Origin of the sequence: Kutzneria chonburiensis, from assembly GCF_028622115.1 — a bacterium.
GTDB lineage: Bacteria > Actinomycetota > Actinomycetes > Mycobacteriales > Pseudonocardiaceae > Kutzneria > Kutzneria chonburiensis.
The window spans coordinates 7,479,236-7,505,495 of sequence record NZ_CP097263.1 but is presented as its reverse complement, the minus strand read 5'-3'; the positions used below and the strand labels follow the sequence as shown (position 1 = coordinate 7,505,495).

The window sequence follows — 26,260 nt, the reverse complement described above, 5'->3', positions numbered from 1 at the left end:
GGCCGCCCCGCGGTGAACCCTCGATGGGGTGACGGGGTAAACATGGCGGCACGGCAGGCGAGAGAGCGAGGAGCCATCGGGTGAGCGGTTTCATCCACTGGTACGAGAACGGCTGGTCGGCCGCGCGGGCCGATCGGACGGTGGCCAGGATCGAGTCGCTGGGGCTGGTGCTGTCCGATCCGCAGACGCAGCGGGCGGGCCTGCTGGAGCGACTGGCGCTGACGGAGTCGGCGTCGGTGGACGTCGAGTACTGGCTCGACGAGGAGACGGCTCTGTACTGCCGGTTCCGGCGGGTGAGCGAAGAGGTGGTGGCCCAGGAGTTCGACCTGGACGGGCTGTCGACCGTCGAACAGCATCAACTGGTGACGGGCATCGTCGAGCTGTTCAACGAAGACGCGACCAACACGCTGGGCTTCGTGGTGGACCGATCGGGCAGCTCGCAGGACGTGGAGTGGGACGACGTGGTGCTGGGCCACCCGAAGATCGTCACGGTCCGGCCGGACGTGCTGGCGCTGCCGGCGGAGCTGGTGGACCGGCTGCACCCGGAGCTGACCCGGCTGACGGGCCGGCCGGTGGGCTCGCTGATGGTGTTCGACCGGGTGAGCGCGGCCGCCCCGGCCTAGTTGTCCACAGTCAGAGGGCAACTGCCGTACACAGCGAACCCCGGTGGATAAGCGCTTGAATGCGCTGTTCACCGGGGTTTTCACGATTGGGACACAATAGCTGTCCACCGGCTGTCACCAGGTTGTCCACAACTATCCCCAGGTTGTCCACAGGGGCTCACCAGAGCGGGGGACAACTCGCTCGGCGACCGATTTGTCCTGCGCCGTTCGAGGTACGGTTCTTGACATGTCCCCGAACACCACGACGAAGTTCCACGAGCTGCTCAAGCAGCAGATCCGCAACGAGTTCACGGCCGCGCAGCAGTACGTGGCCATCGCGGTCTGGTTCGACAGCGAGGACCTCCCCCGGCTGGCCGCGCACTTCTACCGCCAGTCGCTCGAGGAGCGCAATCACGCGATGATGATCGTCCAGTACCTGCTGGACAACGACGTGCGCGTGGCGATCCCGGCGGTCGGCGAGGTCCGCAACGACTTCGAGAACGTGCGTGAGCCGGTGGAGCTGGCCCTGCAGCAGGAGCGCACGGTCACCGAGGAGATCACCACGCTGGCCCGGGCGGCCCGCGACGAGGGTGACTACCTCGGCGAGCAGTTCATGCAGTGGTTCCTCAAGGAGCAGGTCGAAGAGGTCGCCTCCATGTCGACGCTGCTGCGCACGGTGGACCGCGCCGGCTCGAACGTCTTCCACATCGAGGACTTCCTCAGCCGCGAGAACGTGGGCGCCGAGGGCGCGGACCCGACGGCGCCGAGGGTGGCCGGCGGCGAACTCTGAGCCGCGGCACCCCCAGCTGCCGGTCTACTGGTAGCAGTCCTGCGCGGCCAGCTCCAGCCGCACGTCGGTGACGGTGTGCTTGCTGAGGACGAGCCAGTAGTTCGCGCTCGGATTGCCGGGCACCGGAGCGACCCACTCGTTGGTGCCGCTGTGCGGCTTGGCCTGGTTCGGGTACACGGCCCGCACGTCCTCCTCGGAGGAGCCGGCGTAGATGCCCTCGGGCGTCTCGGCGTCGGCCCGCCCGCCGATGCGGACCAGTCCGAGCGTGGGTGAGAACAGCAACGGGGACGTCGACGGCGCGGCGGTGTGGCCGAGCCAGTCGTAGCCCTGGCAGCCGGCCACGGGAGCCGGCGGCGGGGTGACGGGCTGGATCACGCCGGCCGCTACCGCCTCGTCGACGGTCATGCCCAGTCGCAGTGAGCCGACGGCCGTGGGACCGAAGGCCAGCGGCGTCGTCGGCGGCTTGGCCTTGGTCGGCGTCGCGCTGGTGGTCGTGGTGCTCGGCGGCGTCGTGGTGGTGGTCCGCCGCTGCGTGGTGGTCGGCGGCGGCGCGACGCTGGTGGTCAGCTCGATGGTCGACGGGCTCAGGCTGGGCGACTCGGTGGTCGTGGTCAGCCCGGAACTCTCGGCCGCGGCCAGCGGCGTACGCGGCGGCGCGTCACCAGCCACGCCGAAGGCGGTGCCAGCAACCAGGACGGTGGCCACCGAGAGCATCCCGCCGCCGAAGACCGCGCCGGCTCGACGCCGCCGGATCCGGCGCGCACCACTGACGATGACACGGTCGGCTGCCGGCCGGACGGGCACGCTGAGGCGATCGTCGGCGAAGAGCTTGCGCAGCTCGTCGTCGATGTCCACCGGTCACCTCCCCTCCAGGCTCGATCGCAGCGTGTTCAACGCCTTGCTGGCCTGGCTCTTCACCGTCCCCTTGCTGATGCCGAGCGTGTCGGCGATCTCCGCCTCGGACAGCCCCTCGTAGTAACGCAGCACGATGACGGCGCGTTGCCTCGGCGGCAATCCCCGCACACCCTGCCACAGCGGCTCGTTGTCGAGCCGGTCGAACTGCTCGACGGCGTTGTCGGGCAGCTCGGCGACCAGGCTCTCGCGGCGAATCCGCCGCCAGTGGCTGACGTGCGCGTTGGCCATCGCCTTGCGCACGTAGGCCAGCGGCTCGTCGCAGAAGGCCCGGCGGCCCAGCCACCGCGAGCCGACCTTCTCCAGCACGGTCTGCACGAGATCGGCCGCGTCGTGCGGGTTCCCGGTCAGCGCGTGGCCGTATCTGAGCAGGCCCGGCAGGGCCGTCTTCACGAACTCGGCGAAATCGGTGTCGACCGCCTTCGCGGTCGACCGGACCTCTCGCTGCGCCGGGACGACCGTCCAGGTGCCGCTGCTCTCCGCCCCCAAAAGCCTCAGTGGTGCGCCCACTTCCTGATCCCCTCCCCTGTGACCAACTGTTAGAAGGTCGCGCGAGAGGGCCCGAGGTTGCGGCGTTGAAAGGTTACAATTCAGCCAACTCCTTGGGCAGGCGGAAACCACCTTCCGCCGTCGGCAGGAACTCCACCGCGGCCACCACGGCGCCGACATTGATCGGCCCGTAGACGTGCGGGAACCAGATGCCGGCCGGGTGCGGCGGCACGCCGTCCTCCCAGCGCACCGGGGCGTCCAGCGCCGCCGGGTCGATGACCAGCAGCAGCATGTCGTCCCGGCCGGCGAACAGCGCGTTGGCCGGCAGGGCCACGGTGCCGAAGTCGGAGCAGTGCACGAAGCCGACCTCGTCCAGCGAGGCGGGCACCAGGGCGCCCTCCTGCTCGGCCGCGTCCCACTCGTCCCGCGAGCAGATGTGCAAGATCACGAGTTATCCACATCCTCCTGTGGACAGCCGATTGTCGCTGTGGACAACCGGCCGTCGCTGTGGGCAAAGGCTTTCAGCGCAGTGTGACCTGGCGTCCGCGCAGGCCGTCGAGCGCGCGGTGCTCGGCCGAGGTGAGCTCGCTGTCCACAGCCAACGCGGCGGTGAGGCGGCGGCCGAGGACCTCCGCGCCCGGCTCCCACTCGCGCACGTGCAGCTCGGGGTCGAGGTCCCAGACCGGCACCAGCAGGCCGTGCGCCCGGAACGAGCCGGCGTAGCGGGAGCCCTCGCCCAGGTGCAGCTCGTCGCGGGCGGCCAGCCGGGCCATCGCCTTGAGCAGCTGCTCCTCCGGCTCCGGCCGCACCCAGCGCAGGTGCGCCTTGTCGCCGGCGTCCACCCAGTACGCGGCGTTGAGGCCGTCACCGGTCAGCCGGGCGCTGGGCATGATCGCGGCGTTGGCCCGCTCGAGGGACAGCGCGACGTCGCCGGTCGGCTGCGTGTCCTCCGGCAGCCACCAGGCAAAGTCGGTGTGCAGCGTCGGCTCCAGCACCACGTCGGCCTTGAGCACGTCCTGGAGCCGTCCCGGCTCGGCACCGTCGTCCACGCCCACGACCGGCAGCGCGTCGCCCGGCTCGGCGGTCAGCACCCAGCCGATGGCGCGGGCGAGGTCACGGGACAGATCGCCGGAGCGGGTCTGCACCTGGAGGCCGACGAACGCGGTGCCGTCGGAGCGGACCAGCGCGGCGGCGGCCATCGGCAGCACGGTCGCCAGCGTGACGCTGCGCTCGTGCGGCTCGGCCAGCGTGAGCGGCGCGGTCGCGGACGGCACGAACTCGCGCAGCGCGATCAGCTCCGGCTCCGCGGCGAGGCCCTCGAACGGCCGGGCCACCATGACGTCGGCCGGGCCACCGGCCAGACCGTGGCAAGCCTTGTACCGCTTGCCCGAGCCGCACGGGCACGCCTGCCGCGGGTTGATCCCGTCGGCCGTGTCCGTTGTCTTCGCCGCGCGCTTGACAGCCGTCCGCCTGGACACGGTTCCTCCTCGCGATGGGCCCGGGTTACTCCCCGGGCAGGGTCTGGCCGACCGTAGCCGACGGTCCGGACTCCAGGTGGCGACGGGTGCGTGCGGGGGCGTTGGTGGCCAGGTAGCGCACGCCGGTGCGCTGGCACAGGTCGATGTCGGCGGGCTCGTCAACCGTCCAGCAGTACGTGCCGTGCCCCTGCTCGGCGCAGCGCGCGACGTAGTCGGGATCCTCGCGCAGCAGGTGGATGCCGGGACCGGTGATGTCGGCCCAGTCCGGCAGCTCCCCGCCGCGCAGACTGGTCGGGAGCCGGTCCAGCAGCAGCACGGTGGGCAGCAGCGGCGCGTGTTGGCGAACCCGGCGCACGGCCATGCGGGAGAAGGACATCACAACTACGCGCGACTCCTCCTTGCTGGCGGGCGCGTTCAGGCCGTGCCGACGCAACTGCGCGAGCATCTTGGCCTCGACCAGCCCGGTGTAGCGCACCGGATGCTTGGTCTCGATGAACAGCTTCACCGGCCGAGGGCTGTCTTTGAGCAGCCCGAGCAGGTCCTCCAGGGTGAGCAGGCCGCGCTCGTGCTCCTCGGCGGACGGCTGGCCGATCGGCTCCTGCATCAGGTCGTCGGCCGACTCGGGCAGCTCATCGTGCCAGCGACCGAAATCGAGCTGGCTGAGCCGGTCCAGGGTGAGCGTGCTGACCACGCCGCGGCCGGTGGAGGTGCGGTCGACCTTGCGGTCGTGCACGCACACCAGATGGCCGTCCCTGGTCAGGCGGATATCGCACTCGAGGCCGTCCGCGCCCTGCTGGAGGGCGAGCTCGTAGGCCGCCCTGGTGTGCTCGGCGCGGTGCTGGGAGGCGCCGCGGTGCGCGACGATCTCGGGTCTCACATGCCGCATCATGCGTCAATCGGGTGAACGACGGGTGACCGGGCCAACGCTGGACCACGGATGGGTGAGCGAATTACCGTCGGTCACCATGACGACGTTCGACCCGAAGGACCCGGCGTTCATCGCGGATCCGTACCCCGTGTTCGCGCAGATGCGCGCCGAGGGCGAGGTGCACCAGCATGCCGACTTCGGGCTGCCCGTCACCCTGTCGCACGCCGCGTCGGCCGCCGTGCTCCGCCATCGCGGCCTCGGCCGGGTGTGGTCGGACGTCAAGCCGGTCGACGCCTTCGCCGCGTTCAACCTGCTGCATCGCAACTCGTTGCTCGAGAACGAGCCGCCGACACACACCCGGCTGCGGCGGCTGGTCGCCGGCGCCTTCGGGCGTGGGCACGTCGAGCGGCTGCGGCCGTGGGTCGGCGAGCTCGCCACCCGTCTGGTCGACGACGTCGCCGCCGGCATCGACGCCGAAGGGCACGCCGACCTGCTCGAACTCGTCGCCGCCCCGCTGCCCGTCGAGGTGATCGCCGAGCTGCTCGGCGTGCCGGCCGCCGATCGAGGGCTGCTTCAGCCGTGGTCCAACACCATCGTCAAGATGTACGAGTTCGGGCTGCCCGACGAGCAACGGGCGCAGGCCGAGAAGGCCGCCGGCGAGTTCGTGGCCTACCTGCGCGAGCTGATCGCGTTGCGGCGCAAGAACCCCGGCAGTGATCTGGTCAGCGACCTCGTCGCCGAGACCGACGCCGATGGGGCCAAGCTCACCGAGGACGAGCTCGTCGCCACCGCCGTGCTGCTGCTGATGGCCGGGCACGAGGCCACCGTCAACGTCATCGGCAACGGCGTGCTGGCCCTGATGCGCCACCGCGACCAGTGGCAGCGCCTGGTCGACGACCCCGGTCTGCTGCCCACCGCCGTCGAGGAGTTGATCCGGTTCGACTCGCCGTTGCAGCTTTTCGAGCGGACCGCCACCACCGACGTCGAGATCGCCGGCGTGACCCTGCGGCCCGGCGACAAGATCGCCGCCCTGCTCGGCGCCGCCGCCCACGACCCGCTCGTGTTCGCTCAGCCCGAGGTGCTGGACATCGGCCGCTCGCCCAACCCCCACCTGGGTTTCGGCGCCGGCATCCACTACTGCGTCGGCGCGCCGTTGGCCCGTATCGAGGTGTCGGCCACGCTCGATGCCCTCACCCGCCGCCTGCCCAAGCTTCAGCTCGCCGCCGAACCGGTGCGGCGGGCGGAATTCGTCATTCGCGGCCTGAGCTCGTTGCGCCTGACCGCTTAGCGCGGGGAGCCTGCCAGGCGGGTGGCGCGGAGCGGGGGCGAGGGGGCGTCAATCACCTTCAAGACGCGGAGGCGGTGGACGGTCGCCGGGTCGATGGGCTCGAGCAGCTGGGTGATGCGGCTGACGAGCAAGGCGCCGGTGGCGGCGACGAAGGCGGCTACGAGGTCGGCGAGCAGGTGGAGTTCGACGCCGTTAGCCAAGGACTGGACGCTGGTGCCGAAGAGGTTGACGAGCCAGACGACGGCGAACAGGAGTTCGCCGACGACCCAAGCGGCCCACCACGAGAGCAGAAGGCGCGAAGGGCGAGGGCGCTCGGAGACGGGCTTGCGGGCGGCGGCGTGCTCGAGCTCGGCGAGGATGGAGCCGGCGACGGCGAGGTTGAGGCCGGGGACGAGCAGGCCGATGAGCGCGTCGCGGAAGGATCGGGCGGGGCGCTGGCCGGAGACGACGGAGGCGACGTCACGGGCGCGGAGGATCCACAACACGCCGAGGGTGAGGGAAGCAAGAGCGGCGAGCCCGGAGACGACGCCGGCGGTCACGACGAGGGCGTCGGAGAAAGAGACGACGGTCCGGGACAAGGCGCCGCTGCGGCTGAGGATGAGCAAAACGTAGCGCCAACCCTCGCCGAGGACGGCGACGCCGAGGGCGGCGGTGGTGACCCACAAGGTGGCGACGAGGTTGCGGGAGAGCATGCGCAGCTGGTCCAACGGCTGGGGCTTGGCCTTGCGCCCGAAAGCGACCGGCCAACGCCAGCTGAGCTGGGGAAAACCCCACCGGGGCGGCACGGGATAAGACGGCGGCCCGGTGTACGGCAACGGTCGCCGGGGCACGGCCCGGGACGCGCCGGACTGCGGTGGCGGGGTCGCCACCCACTGCCACCGCCCGGCCATGCTCAGATCACCTCGGGAACGGCATCATCGGCGGCGACCAGCGGAAAGCCCTGCTGGTGCCACACCTGCATGCCACCGGCGACGTTGACGGCGTCCCAACCGCTCTGGTTGAGGTACATGGTGGCCCGGGCGGAACGACCGCCCATCCGGCACACGACGAACACCTCGCCGCTGTCCTGCGGCACCTCGCCGACCCGCTCGGCCAGCTCGCCGAGCGGGATGTGGATGGCCTGCGGCGCATGCCCGGCGGCCCATTCGTCGTGCTCACGCACGTCGAGCAACACGGCATCGGTGGGCACCTGGTCGACCGACGTGGTCGGCACCTCCTGCGGCATCATGCCCCGAATGCTGCCATGTCAGGCCGTGGGACAAGCGTTAACCCGCGGCGGCGACGTTCCGCGCGATGATCGTCAGCTGGTCCTCGGTCAACGGCAGCGAGTGCCGGCCGGCGCCCTTGGGCACGATCAAAGTGCCGGGCTCGGCGTTGGCCACCTGGGTCCAGTCGGGGCTGGCGAAGCCCTCCGAGGTGACGATGAACAGCCGGTGCGAAGGCGTATAGACGCGCAGCGCCTGCGACGGGTGCCCGGGGTCGTAGCTCAACGGGGCGTACAGCTGCATGACGGTGCCGTCGGGCAGCAGCTGCCGCCGCGGCGGGGTGCATTCGCCGTCGACGAACCGCTCGCTGTCGGCGGCCTGCACGGGCGTGCCGCTGAAGCCGTGGATCTCGACGTACACGCTGCCGCCGCCACCGGCGTCGACCACATCGGCCCAGGTGCTGGCCAGCACGGAGTCGCTGCTGGTCGGGTTGTGCAGCACGGTGGACCGGGTGATCTTGGTCGAGGCCTTGGGCGCGACCTTCTGGATGGTCCCGAGCAGCGCGTCGTTGAGCTTGTCCACGTCGACCGGGCCGACCTTGGGTTCGCCGGGCACGGCGATCCCGTTCGCGCAGTCCTTGGTGTCGGCCTTGGCCGACGAGGTCCAGCCGGTCGTCGTGGTCACGGCGCTGGAGGTGGCAGCGGTACTCAACTGGTCGGCGGTCATGCCGCCGGGCACATTGGCCCGCAGTACGGACGTGGCCACGCCGACGCCGGCCACCACGGCGACCACGCCTAACGCGGCCCCCATGCGCCGGGCCCGCAGCCGACGCCGGCCACGCCGCACGACGTCGTCCAAGGCGGTGTGCACGGGCGGCGGCGTCTGGTCGGAGAGCTCGGCCCGCAGCAAGGCGAGCAGCTTCTCGTCCTCGGTGTCCAAGCTGCTCACCTCGCCACCTGCAACAAGCCGGTCACGGCACCGTACGCCTTGCGCAGGGTGGCCAGACCACGGGCGGTCTGGCTCTTCACGGTGCCGGTGGTGCAGCCGAGCGCGTCGGCCACCTCCTCGACGGACTGGTCTTCGATGAAGCGCAGCACCAGCACGGCCCGCTGCCGCGCCGGCACCGCCTGGAGGGCCTTCAGCAGCGACGGCCGGTCCTCGACGCTGGAGGTGTTCTGCTCCACGACGACGTCCGGCGGATCGGCCATCACCTGCTCACGCCGCCGTCCCCGCCGCTTGGTGTCGAGGAAGGCCCTGGTCAGCACGGTGTGCAGGTACGCGTCGGCGCTGTCGAACCGGACCTTGTTCCAGCGCGCGTACATGCTGACGAACGCGGTCTGGGCGATCTCCTCGGCCTCCAGCCAGTTGCCGCACAGGGCGTGCGCCATCCGCCGCGCCCCGTCGAACCGGCTGGTGAAGAACTCGGCGAAGCCGTCGTCGCGGGTTGCCACGCTGGGTGGACGTTCCGTCCCCCGAACGGGTTGCCCGCCCAGCTCAAGCCGGGGAGGACGACCGCCGTGACCGCAGCCGCGGCCGGATCGCCAGTCGGCGGTGCCGGCCGTCGGTCTGGCCCTCGCCGAAGCGCAGCACGTCCCGGTCGCGGGTGAAGCCGAGCGGGTCGGGGGCGTGCAGCCGCAGCATGATCCGGTTGACGTCCTCGGGCCGCCGGCGATGGGTCGCCTTGCTGACGATGATCATCGTGAGGAATGCGACCGGCACGGTGACCAGGGCCGGCTGCTGGAGCACGGCCGGCGCCCAGTTGCCGGTGTAGCCGCTGACGATGTCGCCGATCAGGGCCAGCGCGACCAGGCTGCCGCCCAACACCATGCCGACACCCGCGCCGACCCAGGTCAGGCCCCGCCACCAGATGCCCAGCATCAGCACCGGGCAGAAGGTGGACGCGGCCATGGCCAGCGCCATACCCACGCCCAAGGACACGTCGTTGCTACGCAACACCAGCGCCGCGACCAACGGCGCCAGCACGACCAGCACCGTCGACCAGCGGAAGTCCCGGACCCGGCCGCGGGAGACGTCGGTCGAGACCACGCCGGCCAGGCTGACCAGCAGACCCGAGGAGGTGGACATGAACGCGGCGAAGGCGCCGGCGGCGACGACCGCGCCGAGCACCTGCCCGGCGACGCCGGGCAGCATCGCCTGCGGCAGCAGCAGCACCGCCGCGTCGGTCTTGCCGGTGACCAGCAGCTGCGGCTCGAAGATGCGGGACAGCGCACCGAGTAAAGCCGGGAACAGGTAGAACGCGCCCAGCAGCAGCAGCACGTGCAGCGTGGTGCGACGGGCCGAGCGCCCGTCGGGATTGGTGTAGAAGCGGGCCAGCACGTGCGGCAGGCCGAGAATGCCCAGGAACGTGGCGAAGATCAGCGAGTAGGTGTCGAACAGCGCGGGCAGCCCGCCGGACTGCGGCCGCAGCCAGTCGGCGTTGTCCTGCACGGCCCCGTCGACCATCGGCACCGGACTGCCGGCCTTGAACGACAGCGTGGTCTTGGCCCCGATCGTCTGTTCGCTGGGGAACCACGCGGTGTCGCCGTCCACCCGGCGGCCGTTGATCCACCCGTGGGCGGTGAGCAGCACGGTGTGCTCGACATGCAGCCTCACCGGCTGCTCCAGGGTCACCGTGGTGTCGGCGGTGAACATCGGCGGCCCGTCGGCGGCCAGGCTCTGCTGCCCGCCGGGCGGCCCGCTGCCGGCGAACACCACGCACAGCACGAAGGCCGGCACGCTGATCGCGAACAGCTTCATCCAGTACTGGAACGCCTGGACGAGGGTGATCGCCCGCATGCCGCCGCTGAGCACGTTGATCACGACCACGATGGTCACGACCACCACGCCGAGCCAGTTCGGGGCCCACGGCAGCACGCTGTTCAGGGTCAGGCCGGCGCCTTGCAGCTGCGGGATCAGGTAGATGTAGCCGATGGCCACGGTGATCACCGCGGCGATGCCCCGCAGGCCGCGGGAACCCAGCCGGGCCTCGACGAAGTCGGGCAGCGTGTATGCCCCGGAGCGGCGCAGCGGCGCGGCCACGAACAGCAGCAGCGCCAGATAGCCGGCGGTGAAGCCGATGGCGTACCAGAGCTCGTCCGGCCCATTCTTGAGGACGAGGCCGACGATGCCGATGAACGAGGCCGCAGACAGGAACTCGCCGGCGATGGCGGCCGCGTTCTGGTGGGCCGACACCCGGCGCCGCGCGACCAGGAAGTCCCGGGTGGTGTTGGCCGTGCGGGAGCCGTAGTAGCCCAGGATGAACGTGGCGAGCACGATGACGGCGATGCTCGCGCAGGCCAGCGCGTTGATCCCCATATCAGTGGTCGACCATGCTCACGAAGTCGCGCTCGTGCCGTTCCGCGCGCCGCACGTACCACACGCCGAGGCCGTAGAGCAGCGGATACGGCAGCGCGCCGAGCAGCACCCACGGCAGCCGGATGCCGAAGATCGTCAGGTCGCCGAAGGACGGGAACACGAAGAACAGCAGCGGCAGGCTGGCGATGGTCACGATGAGCAGCACGGCCATCCAGAACGAGGTGCGGAACTGGGCCCAGACCAGGCTGCGCACCAGGTGCTCGCCGACGCTGGTCTGCTCCTCGAGCTCGACGATGGTGCGGGCGACCGTGCGCGAGCCCTTGGCCTCGGCCAGCACCACCTTCTTGCGGCGCGGCGGCTTGCGGGGCGGCTGCGGCTGCTCGACCGGCACCAGCTCGGTCGAGGGCTTCGCGGGCTCCCGGTCGCCGGTCATGTGCCGGCGCCCCAGCCGTGCTTGGGCTGGCGGACCAGCCGGTCCTTGAGCTCACGGGTGTGCCGGCGGCTGACCGGCAGCTCCTTCTCGTCGGCCCCGGCGCCGACCACCACGGTGTAGCCGGACGAGCCCATCCGCAGCTCGGTGACCAGCGGCAACGACACCAGGAAGGACCGGTGGATGCGGATGAAGCCGGCGTCGGCCCAGCGCTCCTCCAGCTGGGCCAGCGGGATCCGGACCAGGTGGCTGCCTTCCGCGGTGTGCAGCCGGGCGTAGTCGCCCTGGGCCTCCACGTACCGCACGGTCGACCGGGGCACCAGCTTGGTGGTGCCGGCCAGCTCGACCGGGATCACCTCGTCGTCGCCGGCCTGCTCGACCACGCCGCCGACCGGCGCGGCCGGGGCGGCGGTGAGCATCCGGAACTTGGCCACCCGGTCGATGGCCATGTCCACCCGGGCCTGCTGCGGCGGCTTGACGATGTAGTCCAGCGCGCCGAGCTCGAAGGCGGTGACCGCCTCCTCGGACAGCCCGGTCACGAAGACCAGTTGCGGCTTGTCATGGAAGGCGTTGATGACCTGGGCCAGCTCGAGGCCGGACAGCCCGGGCATCGAGATGTCGGCGAAGACCGCGTCCACCGGGCACAGCCCGCGGTCCAGCCGAGCCTTGGTCTCGGGCACGCTGCCGCGGATGACCCGTAGCGCCTCGGCCGCGTCGAAGGCCGTGATGACCTTGCTGACCTGCGGGTTCTGGCCGAGCAGGTAGGCCAGCTCGTCGAGCCCGTGCGCCTCGTCATCGACGGCCAACACGAGGAGACCGGTGGTGGTGTCCTGAATGCTCACTGTGCCGCGCAATCTTGCCGATCGACCGGTGGTTGTGTCCATCTTCGACCACCGTTCGATCGGGGTGAAGCCGGCCCCGTCTCGAGGGCGGCCCTGGCCACGCAGGGTGATCTACGTGGCCGGCCGCCGGGACGGTTCAGAGCCCGAATCGGGACCAGTGCGCCCGCTGCTCGACGGCGTCGATCGCGGCCAGCAGCTTCTCGCCGGCGCCGGCGAACACGGAGCTGCCGCCGGCGATACCCAGCCTGGCCAGCAGCGGCTTGCGCGGCTCGGCCACCGCGATGTCGGCCTCCGGGTACTTCTTGGCCACGATCTCGCGCAGCGAGCCGAGCCCGTCGACCAGGCCCAGCTCCAACGCCTTGGCCCCGGTCCACACCTCGCCGGTGAACAGCTCCGGGTCGGCGGCCAGCTTGTCGCCGCGACGCTGTTTCACCCAATCGGTGAACTGGGTGTGCAACTCGCCCTGGAGCCCCTTGAGCCAGACGATGTCCTCGTCCTTGACCGGGCTGAACGGGTCGAGGCGGTGCTTGTGCTCGCCGGCGGTGTAGACCCGGCGCTCCACGCCGAAGCGCTCGAGCAGGCCGGTGAGGCCGAAGCCGGCGGTGATCACGCCGATCGAGCCGACCATGGACGTGCGGTGCGCGTAGATCTCGTCGGCCGCGCAGGCCAGCCAGTAGCCGCCGGACGCCGCGACGTCCTCGCAGAAGGCCAGCACCGGCACGTTCTTCTTGGCCGCCAGCTCCCGGATCCGCTCGCCGACCAGGGCCGACTGGGTGGGCGAGCCGCCCGGGGAGTTGATCGCCAGCGCGACGGCCTGCAGCCGGTCGTGGGCGAACGCCTTGGTCAGCGCCGGCTCGACGGCGTTCAGGTTGATCGCGCCCCGGCCCAGCGGCTGCGGCGTCGGCGTGATCACGCCGTGCAGCCGCACCACGGCGACCACGGGAGACCGGTCCACCCGGTCACCGAGCAGGGGCAGCTTCGCGGCCAATTTGTCGGCCAGCTTCTCCGGGACGCTCATGGCTCGAATCTACGCGTGAACGCTGTTCAGCGCGTTCGCCTTCAGCGGACCGGGCTGAGCCTGGCCCGCCGGTCGTCCGGGCCGGGACCGTCGTCGGCGCCGTCGTCCGGGACCACGGCCAGCACCGGCCGCACGCCCGGGCTGAACTTGGGCACCCGCATGGTGACCTTCATGCCGGCGTCCGGCGCGGTCTCCACCATCAGCGCGTAGTCCTCGCCGAACACCGTGCGCATCCGGTGGTTGATATTGCCGATGCCGACGTGGGCGCCGCTCTTGTGGGCGTCCTTGAGGTCGTCCAGCAGCAGGTCGGCGTCCATGCCGACGCCGTCGTCCTCGACGCTGATCAGCGCCTCGCTGCCGTTGTCCTGGGCGATGATCGTGACGGTGCCACCGCCGGGCTTGTTGGCCAGCCCGTGCTGCACGGCGTTCTCCACCAGCGGCTGGAGCACCAGGAACGGCACGACCACGTTGAGCACCTCGGGCGAGATGCGCAGCCGCACGGACAGCCGCTCGTTGTAGCGGGCCCGCTGGATGGTCAGGTACCGGTCGATGTTGCGCAGCTCCTCGGCCAGCGTGGTGAACAGGCCGTTCGCCCGGAAGGAGTAGCGGGTGAACTCGGCGAACTCCTGGAGCAGCTCGCGGGCGTGCTCCGGGTCGGTGCGCACCAGCGAGCCGATGGCGTTGAGGGCGTTGTAGACGAAGTGCGGGGAGATCTGCGCGCGCAGCGCCTTGACCTCGGCCTGGGCCAGCCGCTGCCGGGACTCCTGGAGCTCGCCCAGCTCCAGCTCGGTGCAGACGAAGCGGGCCACTTCCTGGGACATCCGCAGCAGGCGCTTGTGCCCGACCCCGCCGACGATGATCAGCGAGCCGCGGGTCCTTGACTCCACGATCAGCGGCACGATGATCGCCTGGTGCATCTTGCAGTTGCCCTTGTCGGGGCAGTCGAGCGTGTCGTGCTCGACGAACTCCTTGCGCTCCCCGCTGATCGCCTTGACGATCGCGTCCTGAAGGTCGACGTAGTGCTCGTTGGCGTCGCCGTCCCAGGACAGCAGCGCTCCGCGCTCGTCGGTCATGCCGACCGCGACGCACTTGAGCAGCTCGACCAGGTTCTTGCACGCCTTGTCGGCGGCGTCGGGGGTCAATCCGTCCCGCAGGTCCGGCGCGGCCTTGGACATGCGGTGCAGCGCGTCGGCGACGGCTTCGTCGACGGACGTGCTGACCCGACGCGCCCGGCACAGCAGTACGAACAGCCCGAGCACGGCGAGCGTCGCGATGATGCCGAGCACTGTTTGCTCGGTCAGGAGCTCGACCACCCCGCAATGCTCCGCCGAACAGGGCCGATGGGCAAGCTCTCGTCAGGCTGACGGACGGGTGTATCGGTGAACGGTCCACTACCGGCAGCGACGAGTAGACATCCGATGAATCACCAGGCAGGGTGGGCGGGTGCCAGCTCCACGTGTAGGCCTGTTCGCCACCTGCCTTACCGACACTTTCTATCCGTCGACGGCCCGCGCGGTGGTCCGGCTGCTGGAGCGGCTCGGCTGCGACGTCGACTTCCCGATGGACCAGACCTGCTGCGGCCAGATGCACTACAACACGGGATACCGGGAAGAGGCCCGGTCGCTGGCGGCCAAGTACGCGAAGGTTTTCGACGGCTACGACGCGATCGTGGCGCCGTCCGGGTCGTGCGGCGGCATGGTGCGGGAGATCCACCCCGAGCTGCACGGGACATCGGATGCCTTCGCCCGCACGTACGAGTTGTCGGAATTCATCGTGGACGTGCTGGGCGTGACGGATGTCGGCGCCTACTTCCCACATCGGGTGACCTATCACCCCACCTGTCACTCGCTGCGGATGCTCGGCGTCGGCGACAAGCCGCTGGCCCTGCTGCGCGCGGTCCGCGGTCTTGACCTGGCCGAACTGCCGGCGGCCGACACCTGCTGCGGCTTCGGCGGCACGTTCGCCGTGAAGAACGCGGACACGTCGACCGCCATGCTCGGCGACAAGATGCGCAACGTGCTCAACACCGGCGCCGAGGTGCTGTGCGCCGGCGACAACTCGTGCCTGATGCACATCGGCGGCGGGCTGTCCCGGCTGCGCACCGGCGTGCGGACCGTCCACCTGGCGGAGATCCTGGCCAGCACCGAGGAGGAGCCGTGGGCAGCAACCCCGTGACCTGGCTGGGCAGCCCGGTTTTCCCCAAGGCGGCCAAGGCCGCGCTGGCCGACACCCAGCTGCGGCGCAACCTGCGCAAGGCCACCCACACCATTCGGGACAAGCGCACTCGCGTCGTGTCGGAACTGCCGGACTGGGAAGAGCTCCGGCGGGCCGGCGAGGCGATCAAGGACGACGTACTGTCCAATTTGGACACTTACCTGGAGCGGATCGAGGCCGCGGTCACCGCCCGCGGCGGCGTCGTGCACTGGGCCCGGGATGCCCGTGAGGCCAACGAGATCGTGCTGCGGCTGGCTCGCGAGGCCGGCACCGACGAGGTCGTCAAGGTCAAGTCCATGGCCACCGCCGAGATCGGGCTGAACGAGGCCTTGGAAGCCGGCGGCATCCGGGCCATTGAGACGGACCTGGCCGAACTGATCGTGCAGCTCGGCCACGACCGGCCGTCGCACATCCTGGTGCCGGCCATCCACCGGAACCGTTCGGAGATCAAGGAGATCTTCCAGCGGGAGATGGCCGAGAAGCCGGTCTCGGACGAGCCCCGCGAGCTGGCTGAGGCCGCCCGACGGCACCTGCGGCGCAAGTTCCTGTCGGCCAAGGTCGCCGTGTCCGGGGCCAACTTCGGCGTGGCCGACACCGGGTCGATCGTGGTGGTCGAGTCCGAGGGCAACGGGCGGATGTGCCTGACCCTGCCGGAAGTGCTGATCACCGTGATGGGCATCGAGAAGCTGGTGCCGACCTGGCAGGACCTCGAGGTGTTCCTCCAGCTGCTGCCGCGGTCGTCCACCGCCGAGCGGATGAACCCGTACACCTCGGTCTGGACCGGCGTGACGCCCGGCGACGGCCCGCAGCAGTTCCACCTGGTGCTGCTGGACAACGGCCGCACCGACGCGCTGGCCGACCGGGTCGGGCGGCAGGCGCTGCGCTGCATCCGCTGCTCGGCCTGCCTCAACGTGTGCCCGGTGTACGAGCGGACCGGCGGGCAGGCCTACGGGTCGGTGTATCCCGGGCCGATCGGCGCGATCCTGTCGCCGCAGCTGGTCAACGACATGCACGACAAGCAGGCGGCGTCGCTGCCGTACGCGTCTTCGCTGTGCGGCGCCTGCTACGAGGTCTGCCCGGTGCGGATCAACATCCCGGAGGTCCTGGTGCACCTGCGGGCCGAGGCCGTCGAGGCCAAGGGGCGCACGCCGGAGTCCGTCGGCATGGCCGCGCTGGGTTGGCTGTTCGCCGACGCCCGGCGCTATGAGAACGCGCAGAAGGTGGGGTCGCTGGCCCGGCACCTGGCGCCGTCCGGGCGGATCAGCAGCCTGCCGTGGCCCGGCTCGAAGTGGACGTCGACCCGGGACGTGCCGACGCCGCCGGCCGAGTCGTTCCGCACGTGGTGGAGGCGCAACCGTGGCTGACGCTCGTTCGGTTGTGCTCGGCCGCATCCGCCGCGCCTTGGCGGACCGGCCGGCGGCGGCCGCGATCCCCCGTTCGTACGACGTGACACGGCCGCTCGGCGACCTGGTCGAGCTGGCCGCCGAGCGGATCGCCGACTACCGGGCCGAGGTGCACCAGGTGGCCTCGGCCGACGTCCCGGCGAAGATCGCCTCATTGCTGGCCGCGCGGGGAGCTCGGCGAATGGTCGGACCTGTCGACCTGCCGTCGAGCTGGCAGGTTGACGGCGCGGAATGGTTGATCGACTCACCGTCACTGACCATCGATCAGCTGGACGCCGCCGACGGCGTGCTGACCGGCTGCGCGGTGGCGATCGCCGAGACCGGGACGATTGTGTTGGACGGTGGCGAGGCGCAGGGCCGGCGGGCGTTGACGCTCGTGCCGGACTACCACCTGTGCGTGGCGCGGGCCGACCAGATCGTCGGCATCGTGCCGGAGGCGTTGGCCCGGTTGGAGCCGACGCGGCCGCTGACCTTCATCAGCGGGCCGTCCGCGACCAGCGACATCGAGCTGGACCGGGTGGAAGGCGTGCACGGGCCGCGGACCCTGCACGTGATCATCGCTACTTGAGCAGCCTCGACAGCCGGCGGTCGGCCAGCGGCTTGCCGCCGGTCTGGCAGGTCGGGCAGTACTGGAACGACTTGTCGGCGAACGAGACCTCGCGGACGGTGTCGCCGCAGACCGGGCACGGCAGGCCGGTACGGGCGTGCACCCGCAGGCCGGAGCGCTTCTCGCCCTTCAACGTCGCCGAGCCCTGGCCGACGGACCGCGTGACGGCATCGGTGAGCACGCTGTGCAGCGCGGCGTGCAGGCGGTCCAGGGCGTTGTCGTCGAGCTTGCCGGCGGTGGCGTACGGGGACAGCTGCGCGGTGTGCATGATCTCGTCGGAGTAGGCGTTGCCCACGCCGGCCATCAGCGTCTGGTCGGTCAGCGCGGTCTTGAGCCGTTCGGTGCGGCCCTTGAACAGGGCGGCCAGCGCGTCCCGGTCCAGCGACAGCGCGTCCGGACCGAGCCGGGCGATGCTGGGCACCTCGGCCGGGTCCTTGACGATCCACACGGCCAGGCCCTTCTTGGTGCCGGCCTCGGTGAGGTCGAAGCCCGGCCCCTCACCCGGCGGCCCCAGGTGCACGCGCAGCGCCAGCGGCCCCTTGCCCGGCTTGGGCGGGGCGGCGGACAGCGTGTTGGCCCAGCGCAGCCAGCCGGCGCGAGCCAGGTGCACGATCAGGTGCAGCCCGTCGCAGTCCAGGTCCAGGTGCTTGCCGTGGCGGCCGGCCCCGGTGACCTCGCGCCCGTGCAGGTCGGTCCACGGCGGGCTGGCGGTCTTGAGCACCGACAGCGACGCCACGTCGACCCGCGCCACCGTGCGGCCGACAGCGTGCTCGCGCAGATGGTGCGCGAGCGCTTCGACCTCCGGCAGTTCAGGCAAGGGCTAGTCCACGGGTTGCAGCGGCCCGTCCACATTGGGCAGGGAGTACACCTCGATGTTACGCGCGACCTTGCTGGTCTCCTGGCGGACGTTGAACACGCCACGCACCGTGCCGACCCAGCGCTCCGGCGGGTGTTCGTCCAGGTCACCGGGCGTCTCGGCGACGATCGTCCACGGCCGCCGCAGGGCCCACCGGGCCGGGAAGAACAGGAACAGCAGCACAAGGGCGAGGATGAGCCAGCCCGGCACGACCACGCCGTTGGGCCGCCAGACCAGCAGCACGACGGTGAGGATGACCAGGATGGCGATCATGCCGATGCCCGGCCCGTGGCCGCCGGCCACGTCGTGCTCGAAATCGTCGGCGCCGTCCATGTTCGCCCACGACATGCGACCGCGCACGGTCCACATCCGGCCGTCGGCGCCACGCACCAACCGCGTCATCACCGCCTCCTCGCGATCGCGAACCGGTCACCGAAGCGTCTGTTCACGGTATCGCGACGGGACTGGACCCGGCGGGTGAACCTTTGCACCCGGCAATTGTGACGGTTCGCCACCGTCCCCGCTCAGCGGGGCGTTCGCGGCGCGGTCGGGCCGGTCGCCGTCTCGGCCGGAGTGCTGGTGGTGGTCGTCGTGGGCTCGGCCGTGGTCGTCGCGACGGTGTTCTGCGGCGGCTTCTTCGGGGCCGAGGTCTTGGTCGGCGTGCTCTTGGTCGGCTCTGTGGTGTCCGTCACGGTGCTGCTGGTCGAGCTCTGCAGCGCCTTGGTCGGGGCATCGTTCGAGCTGCTCGGGTTCACCGGGTCGTCCAGCACCCGTCCGGTGGAGTCGACCGGGTCACCGCTGGTGCTGGTCGACGTCGAACCGGAGTCGGTGGGGGTGGTTGTCTGCGTCGGCGGCGCCGGCTGGTCGGAGCCGGGCTGGACCGGCTTCTTGTTGCCGAAGAACGCCGTCTTGGCCCCCTCGGCCGCCTTGAACGGCCCGGAGACCTGCTGCCCGCTGGCAAACGTGCTTGTCGGGGACGCCCCCGAGGTGGCGCTGCCGGCCGTCGACTGGCCCGGCGACGGGGCGCACCAGGTCGACACGATCTGGTGGTCGCTGGGGTTGGGCAGCGCCTCGTGCGAGTGCGACAGCCACGGCCCTAGTGCGATGCCGAAGACGCCGACAGCCGCGACCGAGCTGGCGGTCAGCGCCAGCTTCACCCGGGTCGCCAGCAGCGCGCCCTTGCCGGCCAGGGCGGCGGTCAGGCCGCCTCCGCCGGCCGCCTGGGTGGCGATCGCCGCGGTCGCGCCCAGGCCGACCATGGGCACCAGCAGACCGGCGTGCGCCCGCAGCGTGGAGCACACCTCGCGCAGTTCGCCCTGCAACGTCTTGCACTGGACGCAGCCGTGCAGGTGCGCCTTGATGCGGCGGCCCTCGAGGCCCTTCACGGTGCCCGCGGTGTAGCCGCCGAGCTTCTCCCGCACCGACTGGCACGCCGTCGCGCCGAGATCCTGGGTCAGGTGGGCCTGGAGGTACGCCGCGCGCAGGCCGTCACGGGCGCGGCGGGCCAGCGCCGCGGTGGCATTGGCGCTCAGGCCGAAGTGCGGCGCGACCACCGCCGGCCGCTCGCCCTCCACCTCGACCTGCCACAGCACCGTCCGCCAACGCTCCGGCAGGGTGCTGAACGCCTGGCTGATCAGCGTGCTCTCGGCCAGCCGCGACGAGTTGTCGGCGTACGGCTCGGCCCGGCGATCCAGCTCCGCGTCCTCGACCGGCACGTCACGGCGGCGGGCGCTCCACTCCCACGACACGCGGCGGGCCACCGTGAGCAGGTAGGTCCGCACGTGGTCGGTCGGGCCGTTGCCGCGGCGCACCGCCTGCAGCACCCGGAAGAACGCCTCCGCGGTCAGGTCGTCCGCCTCCGCGGCGTCCCGAACCTGCTGCATGGCGAACCGGCGCACCGCGTCCGCGTGCCGGGAGAACAGCAGGCCGAAGGCGCTGTCGTCACCGTCACGAAGTCTGTCGAGCAGGGCTTGGTCGTCATCGGCGCCCGCCGACGCCGGGCGGCTGAACTCTGCCATCCCCCGCCCCTCTCCCCAGCCGACGCCACCGAGTGGGTGACGATAATCCCACGAACAGGTGTAACCAAACGTAACAGGATCAGGACAACCTGAGTCGTTCTTACAAGGTCGCCGACCGCCGCTGATACCGCCGATTGGCCTCAGCCAGCCGTAATAACGCCTGGTGTCGACCCGGTCACGGGTCGGCGTCAGCTGGTCACGGCCCGCTCCGCCGACCGGCTCCGACCCAGTAACCTGCATGCGTGGTGGAGTGGCGTGGAGAAGCGTCGGCGCGGTTCCCCGAACTGCGTCCCTACCTCGAACGCGACTCCTGGTCCTGCCACGTCTTCCTGTTCGAGGTGCTGCAACTCGCCCTCGAAGCCCACCGCAGCGGCGACCAGGAGCTGCTGGCCCGGTCCTACGGCTTCGCCCGCTGGTGCTTCGAGCAGCCCGGCCGGTTCCTGTCCAACGCCGCCGTCGTGAGCTTCTACGAGCACGTCTTCGACGACTGGGACCTCCGCCACGACGTCGCCCGCCGACTGCCGACCGAGGTGATGGCCCAGGTGCGGCCGCTGTGGGAGTGGCGGCTGCCGGCCGACAAGTTAGCCGAGGTGGACCGGCTGCTTGGAGTGGCGGACCACCCCGCTTGAAAAGCACTCCCGGCCATGGGTTAAGCTGTGCACAGCACGGCGTTGCGGACGTAGCGCAGTTGGTAGCGCATCACCTTGCCAAGGTGAGGGTCGCGAGTTCGAGTCTCGTCGTCCGCTCGGTCCACAAAGCCCCTGTTCTCCGGAACAGGGGCTTTGTGGCGTTCTCAGACCTCGATCCGGTACATGCCGAAGATCATGAAGGCCGTTTCGAAGCGGATGGCTAGATCGCTGAAGCCGTTGCCCCAGACCCGTACCGACAGCACCTCGGTGCCGGGGCTGGTGGCGAAGGCGATGGTGACATCGGAATCGCCCTCGAGAGGGAATTCGAACCAGCCGTCCTTGGCCGTGGAGTCCGACGTCATCAGGCCGAGGTCGACGTTGCGCCAGTCGCCGTCCTCCAGCTGCTGCCCGGCGAAGGTGCTGGCCACCTCGACGAACGCTTTGGCGTTCTGGGCCAGGATCCAGCCCTCGGCGAGCAGCTCGCCCTTGATTCTGCTCATGACGGCCTCCCGGGGTGGGCCGCCGCGGCCCACCCCGAGGGTGCCGTCAGCTGCCGAAGTACGAGGTGAAGTTGGTGGCGAACTCCCAGTTGTTGAACTTATCCCAGTTGATGGACCAGGTCATCAGACCGCGAAGATCGGGATGACGGCCGTGCACGGCATAGCCGCCGCAGTTGGTCCCCTTGGTCAGGCAGTCCAGCGCCTGGTCGAGCGGGCCGGTGGGAATCCAGCCGTTGCCGGCGTTCTGGTTGGCCGGCACGCCGATGGCCACCTGCCCAGGGCTGAGCGCCGGGAACATCCGTGATGTGTTGCCGGCGACGGGAAAACCGGTCAGCAGCATGTCGGTCATGGCGATGTGGAAATCGGCCCCGCCCATCTGGTGGTACTGGTTGTCCAGGCCCATGATCGGCCCCGAGTTGTAGTCCTGGACGGTGAGCAGGGTCAGCGAGTCGCGCAGCGCGTAGATCACCGGCAGGAACGCGCCGGCCCGCGGGTCCTGGGCGTTGTTCGGGCCCGGGCCGTAGAACTGGTAGCCCAGCTGCACGAAGAACGTCTCGGGGGCCATGGTCAGCACGAACTTGGTGCCGTAGCGGGTCTTGAGCTGCTTGAGGGCCGAGATCAGGTTGACCACGACCGGCGTGGTCGGGCTGCGGAAGTCGGAGTCGCCGGCCTGCAGGGACAGCGACTGGTTCTCGAAGTCGATGTCCACGCCGTCAAGGCCCCAGCGGTCGATGATGGCGCTGACCGAGTTGACGAAGTTCGTGGCCATCGCGGCCGAGGTCAGCTGCACCTCGCCGGCGGCGCCGCCGATGGAGATGACCACCTTCTTGCCCTTGGCCTGCTGCGCCTTGATGCCGGCCAGGAAGTCGGCGTCGCTCTCCACGCCGGCGCACTCGCTGGCCGAGCAGCGGTTGAACACGATGTTGCCGTTGCCGGCGGAGTCGGCAAAGGCCAGGTCGATCACGTTCCACGCGGCCGGCACGCTGGCGATCGGCTCGTAGCCGGAGCCATTGGCGAAGCTGGAGTGCAGGTAGCCGACCAGGGCGTGCGCCGGCAGACCGCCGCCGGGCGGCGGCGTGGTCGGGCCGGTGGTCGTGGTGGTGGTGGTGGTGGTGGTCGTGGTCGTCGTGGTGGGCGGCGGCTGGTTGCCGGCGGGTCCGCTCAGCGTCACGTCGTCCAGGTAGTACGTGGGCTGCCCGTACCAGCCGTGGACGTAGATCGTCACGGTCGTGGTGGACGCGCCGGTGGTGAACGACGTGGACAGCTGCTGCCAGGTCGAGCTGGACGTCCAGGTCTGCGGATCGGTGGTGCCGGTGCCGGTGGCGCCGAGGTAGACGTAGCTGCCCTGGACCCAGGCCGACAGCGTGTACTGCGAGTTGGGCTGTACGCTGATCTGCTGGCTGCACTGGGCGAAGTTCTGGCCGGCCGGCGTGCCGGCGGCGGCTCCGGAGCCGGAGTGCGTCGGCGAGCTGACCGCTGCGGCGGCCGAACAGGTCCAGCCGGACAGGCCGGACTCGAAGCCCGGATCGGCCGTCAGATTGGCGGTGGCCCCGGTCGCGGGCTGGGCCACGATGGCCAGCGAGACCAAGGCGGTCGCGGTGAGACCGGCTAACACGTGAAGCAGGGATCTGCGGGTCATGCGTGCCTCCACAGGGTGCGATCCGCGGTGCCCGAAAGTGGACTAGACCACATTTTCGCTGTCAAGGTCTAGACCAAAACCGGTAGCCCTGGGCAGACGAAACGCCCGGCGCGACGTGCGCCGGGCGTTCGGGTGGAGCGGGGATCAGACCGCGCGGGCGGCGTTGTCGGCGATCGCGTCCACAATCTGCGGCCAGGCCGGAATCGGCAGGTCGTGACCCATACCGGGGATGATCAGCAGCCGCGAGTCCGGGATCGCGGCCGCGGTGGCCTTGCCGCCGGTGACGTTGAGCAGCGGGTCGGCCTCGCCGTGGATGACCAGGGTCGGCACCTTCACCGTGCGCAGGCCCTCGGTGCGGTCACCGGACGCCATGATCGCGGCGAACTGGCGCACGAAGCCCAGCGGGTTGCGGGCCCGCTCGAAAGCGGCCCGGCCGTTGGCCCGGATCCGCTCCTCGTCGAACGGGAAGCCGGGCGAGCCGACCGCCCGACTGGCCCGGACGGCCGCTTCGGCCGCCTCGTCGGCAGTCTGCGGCGGCGGGGCCTGGAGCGCGGCCATGGCCTCCGGCGTGGACGCGCCGACCGACTGGTCACCGGTCGTGGACATGATCGAGCAGGCCGACAGCAACTGGTCGGCGTGGTCGATCAGCAGCTGCTGGACGATCATGCCGCCCATCGACGCGCCGACCACGTGGGCCTTGTCGATGCCCAACTCGGCCAGCAGGGCGGCGGCGTCGTCGGCCATGTCCGACAGCCGGTACGGGGCCGTCGACGGGTCGCCGGCCATCACCGCGGCGACGTCGAGGGACGGGGATTCGATCGACTGCGAAAGTCCGGCGTCGCGGTTGTCGAACCGGATCACGTGGAATCCCTTGTCCGCCAACAGCTGGCAGAAGGCCGGGTCCCACATGGTCATCTGCGCGCCGAGGCCCATCACCAGCAGCAGGGCGGGATTCCCGGGGTCGCCGAAGGTGTCGTACTCCAGCGAGATCCCGTTCGCGGTCAGTTGCGGCATCGAGAGTGGTGTCCCTTCACAGATCCGGCAGCGGGTCCGGCGGGAGCCCGGCCCGGTCCGCGTGCGCCGCGTCCGCGGCCCGCGCCACCGGCACGTACTCCTCGTCGATCTCCAGCCGCATCGTGCCCAACTCGATGATCTGACCGTCCGATGTCGGCTCCGGCGCCAGCCGGACCGAACGCGGAAAGGTCGCCCACACCGACTCGGGCACGTGCCGCTGGAAGAACTTGCAGGCCAACAACGTGACCCCAGAAGTGCCAACCACGACGAGCAAGCTGATCATCCCGGGTTGACCGACCGACAGCGCCGGGAACACGTACTCGATCCGCTCACTCGGCGGCAGCAGGGCCCGGCACAGCTGCCTGACCTCGGACGACAGGGCCACCGAACCAGTCTGCCATCAGTCGACCCGGAAGGGATCGTGCTCGGCGATCAACTTGTCCACCCGGGCCCGGTCAACCCGGTGCGCCAGGGCACTGTCCTCCTGGCGGTCGCGCACCACCTTGGCCAGCGTGAACGTGGACGTGACGGCGTAGAGCATGCCGACCGCCAGGAACGCTCTGATCCACGGGTCGACCGGCAGCAGGGCGACCCCTATCGCCACTGCCAGCAGCGACAGGCCGAACGAGATCGCCGCCTGGGCGAAGAAGGCGGGGGTCGGGCCGGACGAGGGAGGTGTGGTCGTCATGAAAAAGGGTCCCGGCCCGGGACCCTTTCGTCTTGAGTACAGCTACTCAGTCGCTACAGCTTTCCGCCGCAGTCCGAGCAGAAGACCGCGCCGGGCTTGTTGGCCGTGGAGCCGCAGCCGCCGCACGTCACCGGGACAGCCAGCGAGCCGCCGCAGGCCGAGCAGAACTTGCCGCCGTCGACCTTGGTGCCGCAGCTCGGGCAGTTCAGCTTGGCCCTGGTGTCGACGTCGACGTCGGCGGTCCAGTCCTTCTGCCGCGCCTTCTCCCAGATCTGGTCGCGCTGCGCCGCCGACTGGGCGCGGGCCACCTCTTCGGCCACGCTCGGCGAGCAGCGCAGGCACTGGCCGATCTCCTCGTTCCAGCACTGGGTCTTGCACATCCAGTCGCTGCAGCCGCGGCACTGCGAGAAGCTCGGGCTGATCTCCTGCACTGCCGCCGTCAGCGCCTTGTCCTTGGCCGGCGAGTTGGTGGCTCGGTCGTAGCGCCACGACTCGGTCGCGCGGCTGAGGTCCTCGGCCGCGCCGCCGAACAGCGAGCCGACCGCGCGCAGCAGGCCGCGGCCCATTTCCACCTTGTCCCGCTGGAACGCGGAACGGTAGCCGTTGCCACAGCGTTCGCAGTAGAACTCGAACTGGTATCCCTCGGTATTCGAGAGATCGCGGAAGTTGTCGGTGAACGGAACCATCCCAGGCACGGTGGGACCTTATCCGCCCACCGGCCCGTTCCGCCCCTGCCGTTTCGGGCAAGGAGGACAGCGATCGGGGCAAGGGTTCTCGCCCTTAGGTGCAGCCGGTGATCCCCCGGTCACGCCGCGCTTCGCGACCATTCCCGCAGCGTCGCCGCCACCGTATCCAAATCGTCCGATTCGCCGGCAGCCGCCGCGAGGACGAATTCCACCGAGCGATCCTCGTCCGGTTGGAAATCATGTCCGTTCAACGCCAGGAACACCCGGGCGGCGACCCAGGCCAGCCGTTTGTTGCCGTCGATCAGCGGGTGGTTGCGCAGCACCGAGTGCAGCAGCGCCGCCGCCTTCTCGTGCAGATCCGGATACGCCTGCTCCCCGAACATCGTCATCCTCGGCCGCGCCGCCGCCGAGTCGATCAGCCCCGCGTCCCGGATCAGCGCCTTGCCGCCCATCGTCGCGTGCGCGATCGCCGTCAGATCCGCCGTCGTCAGGTACCTGGTCATGCCGTGCCCAGCCGATGCACGATCCCCGCGTCCAGCGTCAGCACCCGCTCCGCGATCGCCATCACCTCCGCATGCCGCCTCTCGTCCAGCGCCCGCGCCAGCACCCCCGCCGCGAACTCCGCCTCCGTCGCCCCTGCGGCCTCCGCCGCAGCGCGCAGTTCGACGTCCAGTTCCTCGGCCAGGTGCACCGTCAGCGTGATCACCCGGCCGACCTTAGCCACGGTCCGCCAACCGCCCCATCCATTTGTCGCCCGGGCATGACGCCC

General features: G+C 70.5%; 32 protein-coding genes and 1 tRNA gene. 8 read left to right on the top strand and 25 right to left on the bottom strand.

Annotated features, from left to right (window positions below):
• Window positions 1-80 precede the first annotated feature (80 nt).
• Both M3Q35_RS34570 and M3Q35_RS34565 read left to right on the top strand, forming a co-directional pair.
• Entirely contained in the window at window positions 81-623 is a 543-nt protein-coding gene (locus M3Q35_RS34570; protein ID WP_273936723.1) for a hypothetical protein, read from the top strand.
• Window positions 624-849: 226 nt separating this feature from the next.
• The gene (locus M3Q35_RS34565; RefSeq protein WP_273936722.1) at window positions 850-1,392 is read left to right on the top strand and encodes a ferritin; all 543 of its coding nucleotides are present in this window, start codon (window positions 850-852) and stop codon (window positions 1,390-1,392) included.
• A gap of 24 nt (window positions 1,393-1,416) precedes the next feature.
• Here M3Q35_RS34565 and M3Q35_RS34560 read toward each other — a convergent pair whose 3' ends face one another.
• From M3Q35_RS34560 to M3Q35_RS34540, 5 genes are all read right to left on the bottom strand, one after another.
• Window positions 1,417-2,247, bottom strand: coding sequence for a hypothetical protein (locus tag M3Q35_RS34560; RefSeq protein ID WP_273936721.1), 831 nt, complete (start codon window positions 2,245-2,247; stop codon window positions 1,417-1,419).
• 3 nt (window positions 2,248-2,250) lie between these two features.
• Window positions 2,251-2,814 carry a SigE family RNA polymerase sigma factor gene (locus M3Q35_RS34555; RefSeq protein WP_273936720.1) on the bottom strand — a complete coding sequence of 188 codons (564 nt, stop codon included), beginning with the start codon at window positions 2,812-2,814 and terminating at the stop codon, window positions 2,251-2,253.
• Window positions 2,815-2,887: 73 nt separating this feature from the next.
• Complete coding sequence (locus M3Q35_RS34550; protein ID WP_273936719.1) at window positions 2,888-3,241, bottom strand: DUF952 domain-containing protein; 354 nt, start codon at window positions 3,239-3,241, stop codon at window positions 2,888-2,890.
• Window positions 3,242-3,314: 73 nt separating this feature from the next.
• Window positions 3,315-4,271 carry a DUF5926 family protein gene (locus tag M3Q35_RS34545; protein ID WP_273936718.1) on the bottom strand — a complete coding sequence of 319 codons (957 nt, stop codon included), beginning with the start codon at window positions 4,269-4,271 and terminating at the stop codon, window positions 3,315-3,317.
• A gap of 25 nt (window positions 4,272-4,296) precedes the next feature.
• A complete protein-coding gene (locus M3Q35_RS34540) occupies window positions 4,297-5,157 on the bottom strand; it encodes a glycerophosphodiester phosphodiesterase family protein (RefSeq protein WP_273944574.1) in 861 nt (286 codons plus the stop codon).
• A gap of 79 nt (window positions 5,158-5,236) precedes the next feature.
• Here M3Q35_RS34540 and M3Q35_RS34535 point away from each other — a divergent pair, with 79 nt between their 5' ends.
• The gene (locus M3Q35_RS34535) at window positions 5,237-6,427 is read left to right on the top strand and encodes a cytochrome P450 (protein ID WP_273936717.1); all 1,191 of its coding nucleotides are present in this window, start codon (window positions 5,237-5,239) and stop codon (window positions 6,425-6,427) included.
• Here the strand turns inward: M3Q35_RS34535 and M3Q35_RS34530 are convergent.
• From M3Q35_RS34530 to M3Q35_RS34490, 9 genes are all read right to left on the bottom strand, one after another.
• Window positions 6,424-7,317 (bottom strand): DUF4328 domain-containing protein, encoded by an 894-nt coding sequence (locus tag M3Q35_RS34530; RefSeq protein ID WP_273936716.1) that lies wholly within the window; start codon window positions 7,315-7,317, stop codon window positions 6,424-6,426. The genes M3Q35_RS34535 and M3Q35_RS34530 overlap by 4 nt on opposite strands.
• Before the next feature lie 2 nt (window positions 7,318-7,319).
• A complete protein-coding gene (locus M3Q35_RS34525) occupies window positions 7,320-7,655 on the bottom strand; it encodes a rhodanese-like domain-containing protein (protein WP_273936715.1) in 336 nt (111 codons plus the stop codon).
• Between the two features lie 37 nt (window positions 7,656-7,692).
• The gene (locus M3Q35_RS34520; RefSeq protein WP_273936714.1) at window positions 7,693-8,580 is read right to left on the bottom strand and encodes a hypothetical protein; all 888 of its coding nucleotides are present in this window, start codon (window positions 8,578-8,580) and stop codon (window positions 7,693-7,695) included.
• Complete coding sequence (locus M3Q35_RS34515) at window positions 8,577-9,083, bottom strand: SigE family RNA polymerase sigma factor (RefSeq protein WP_273936713.1); 507 nt, start codon at window positions 9,081-9,083, stop codon at window positions 8,577-8,579. Before M3Q35_RS34515 ends, M3Q35_RS34520 begins: the two co-directional genes overlap by 4 nt.
• Window positions 9,084-9,126: 43 nt before the next feature.
• Window positions 9,127-10,947: a sodium/solute symporter gene (locus M3Q35_RS34510; protein ID WP_273936711.1), complete on the bottom strand. Its 1,821-nt coding sequence runs from the start codon at window positions 10,945-10,947 to the stop codon at window positions 9,127-9,129.
• Between the two features lies 1 nt (window position 10,948).
• The gene (locus M3Q35_RS34505) at window positions 10,949-11,380 is read right to left on the bottom strand and encodes a hypothetical protein (protein WP_273936710.1); all 432 of its coding nucleotides are present in this window, start codon (window positions 11,378-11,380) and stop codon (window positions 10,949-10,951) included.
• A complete protein-coding gene (locus tag M3Q35_RS34500) occupies window positions 11,377-12,261 on the bottom strand; it encodes a LytR/AlgR family response regulator transcription factor (RefSeq protein ID WP_273936709.1) in 885 nt (294 codons plus the stop codon). The genes M3Q35_RS34505 and M3Q35_RS34500 overlap by 4 nt, the downstream gene beginning before the upstream one ends.
• Window positions 12,262-12,355: 94 nt before the next feature.
• Window positions 12,356-13,237, bottom strand: a complete 882-nt coding sequence (locus M3Q35_RS34495; RefSeq protein ID WP_273936708.1) for a S49 family peptidase — start codon at window positions 13,235-13,237, stop codon at window positions 12,356-12,358.
• Window positions 13,238-13,278: 41 nt separating this feature from the next.
• A complete protein-coding gene (locus tag M3Q35_RS34490; protein ID WP_273936707.1) occupies window positions 13,279-14,550 on the bottom strand; it encodes a sensor histidine kinase in 1,272 nt (423 codons plus the stop codon).
• Between the two features lie 130 nt (window positions 14,551-14,680).
• On the opposite strand from M3Q35_RS34490, the gene M3Q35_RS34485 reads away from it, so the two are divergent.
• Genes M3Q35_RS34485 through M3Q35_RS34475 form a run of 3 tightly spaced genes read left to right on the top strand, consistent with a single transcriptional unit; the run spans window position 14,681 to window position 17,422 of the window.
• On the top strand, window positions 14,681-15,412 hold the full coding sequence (locus M3Q35_RS34485; protein WP_273936706.1) for a (Fe-S)-binding protein: 732 nt from the start codon (window positions 14,681-14,683) through the stop codon (window positions 15,410-15,412).
• Window positions 15,394-16,815 carry a LutB/LldF family L-lactate oxidation iron-sulfur protein gene (locus M3Q35_RS34480; RefSeq protein ID WP_273936705.1) on the top strand — a complete coding sequence of 474 codons (1,422 nt, stop codon included), beginning with the start codon at window positions 15,394-15,396 and terminating at the stop codon, window positions 16,813-16,815. Before M3Q35_RS34485 ends, M3Q35_RS34480 begins: the two co-directional genes overlap by 19 nt.
• Complete coding sequence (locus tag M3Q35_RS34475; protein WP_273936704.1) at window positions 16,808-17,422, top strand: LutC/YkgG family protein; 615 nt, start codon at window positions 16,808-16,810, stop codon at window positions 17,420-17,422. The genes M3Q35_RS34480 and M3Q35_RS34475 overlap by 8 nt, the downstream gene beginning before the upstream one ends.
• Here M3Q35_RS34475 and M3Q35_RS34470 read toward each other — a convergent pair.
• The 3 genes from M3Q35_RS34470 to M3Q35_RS34460 form a co-directional block, all read right to left on the bottom strand.
• Complete coding sequence (locus M3Q35_RS34470) at window positions 17,415-18,278, bottom strand: Fpg/Nei family DNA glycosylase (protein ID WP_273936703.1); 864 nt, start codon at window positions 18,276-18,278, stop codon at window positions 17,415-17,417. The two genes, M3Q35_RS34475 and M3Q35_RS34470, sit on opposite strands and share 8 nt — an antisense overlap.
• 3 nt (window positions 18,279-18,281) lie before the next feature.
• The gene (locus tag M3Q35_RS34465; RefSeq protein ID WP_273936702.1) at window positions 18,282-18,719 is read right to left on the bottom strand and encodes a DUF983 domain-containing protein; all 438 of its coding nucleotides are present in this window, start codon (window positions 18,717-18,719) and stop codon (window positions 18,282-18,284) included.
• 122 nt (window positions 18,720-18,841) lie between these two features.
• Complete coding sequence (locus M3Q35_RS34460) at window positions 18,842-20,335, bottom strand: RNA polymerase sigma factor (RefSeq protein ID WP_273936701.1); 1,494 nt, start codon at window positions 20,333-20,335, stop codon at window positions 18,842-18,844.
• Between the two features lie 242 nt (window positions 20,336-20,577).
• Here M3Q35_RS34460 and M3Q35_RS34455 point away from each other — a divergent pair, with 242 nt between their 5' ends.
• Entirely contained in the window at window positions 20,578-20,964 is a 387-nt protein-coding gene (locus M3Q35_RS34455; RefSeq protein ID WP_273936700.1) for a DUF7674 family protein, read from the top strand.
• Window positions 20,965-21,008: 44 nt separating this feature from the next.
• Window positions 21,009-21,081 (top strand) — tRNA-Gly (locus M3Q35_RS34450).
• Between the two features lie 47 nt (window positions 21,082-21,128).
• On the opposite strand, the gene M3Q35_RS34445 is transcribed toward M3Q35_RS34450, so the two are convergent.
• From M3Q35_RS34445 to M3Q35_RS34410, 8 genes are all read right to left on the bottom strand, one after another.
• Window positions 21,129-21,464 carry a hypothetical protein gene (locus M3Q35_RS34445; protein ID WP_273936699.1) on the bottom strand — a complete coding sequence of 112 codons (336 nt, stop codon included), beginning with the start codon at window positions 21,462-21,464 and terminating at the stop codon, window positions 21,129-21,131.
• A gap of 46 nt (window positions 21,465-21,510) precedes the next feature.
• Window positions 21,511-23,103 carry a chitinase gene (locus tag M3Q35_RS34440; protein WP_273936698.1) on the bottom strand — a complete coding sequence of 531 codons (1,593 nt, stop codon included), beginning with the start codon at window positions 23,101-23,103 and terminating at the stop codon, window positions 21,511-21,513.
• A gap of 144 nt (window positions 23,104-23,247) precedes the next feature.
• The gene (locus tag M3Q35_RS34435) at window positions 23,248-24,117 is read right to left on the bottom strand and encodes an alpha/beta fold hydrolase (RefSeq protein ID WP_273936697.1); all 870 of its coding nucleotides are present in this window, start codon (window positions 24,115-24,117) and stop codon (window positions 23,248-23,250) included.
• 16 nt (window positions 24,118-24,133) lie between these two features.
• Complete coding sequence (locus M3Q35_RS34430) at window positions 24,134-24,502, bottom strand: hypothetical protein (protein ID WP_273936696.1); 369 nt, start codon at window positions 24,500-24,502, stop codon at window positions 24,134-24,136.
• Between the two features lie 15 nt (window positions 24,503-24,517).
• Window positions 24,518-24,805, bottom strand: coding sequence for a YiaA/YiaB family inner membrane protein (locus M3Q35_RS34425; RefSeq protein ID WP_273936695.1), 288 nt, complete (start codon window positions 24,803-24,805; stop codon window positions 24,518-24,520).
• A 53-nt stretch (window positions 24,806-24,858) separates the two neighbouring features.
• Window positions 24,859-25,491: a zinc ribbon domain-containing protein gene (locus tag M3Q35_RS34420; protein ID WP_273936694.1), complete on the bottom strand. Its 633-nt coding sequence runs from the start codon at window positions 25,489-25,491 to the stop codon at window positions 24,859-24,861.
• 119 nt (window positions 25,492-25,610) lie between these two features.
• Complete coding sequence (locus tag M3Q35_RS34415; protein WP_273936693.1) at window positions 25,611-25,994, bottom strand: type II toxin-antitoxin system death-on-curing family toxin; 384 nt, start codon at window positions 25,992-25,994, stop codon at window positions 25,611-25,613.
• Window positions 25,991-26,197 carry a hypothetical protein gene (locus M3Q35_RS34410; protein WP_273936692.1) on the bottom strand — a complete coding sequence of 69 codons (207 nt, stop codon included), beginning with the start codon at window positions 26,195-26,197 and terminating at the stop codon, window positions 25,991-25,993. The genes M3Q35_RS34415 and M3Q35_RS34410 overlap by 4 nt, the downstream gene beginning before the upstream one ends.
• Window positions 26,198-26,260: the final 63 nt, after the last annotated feature.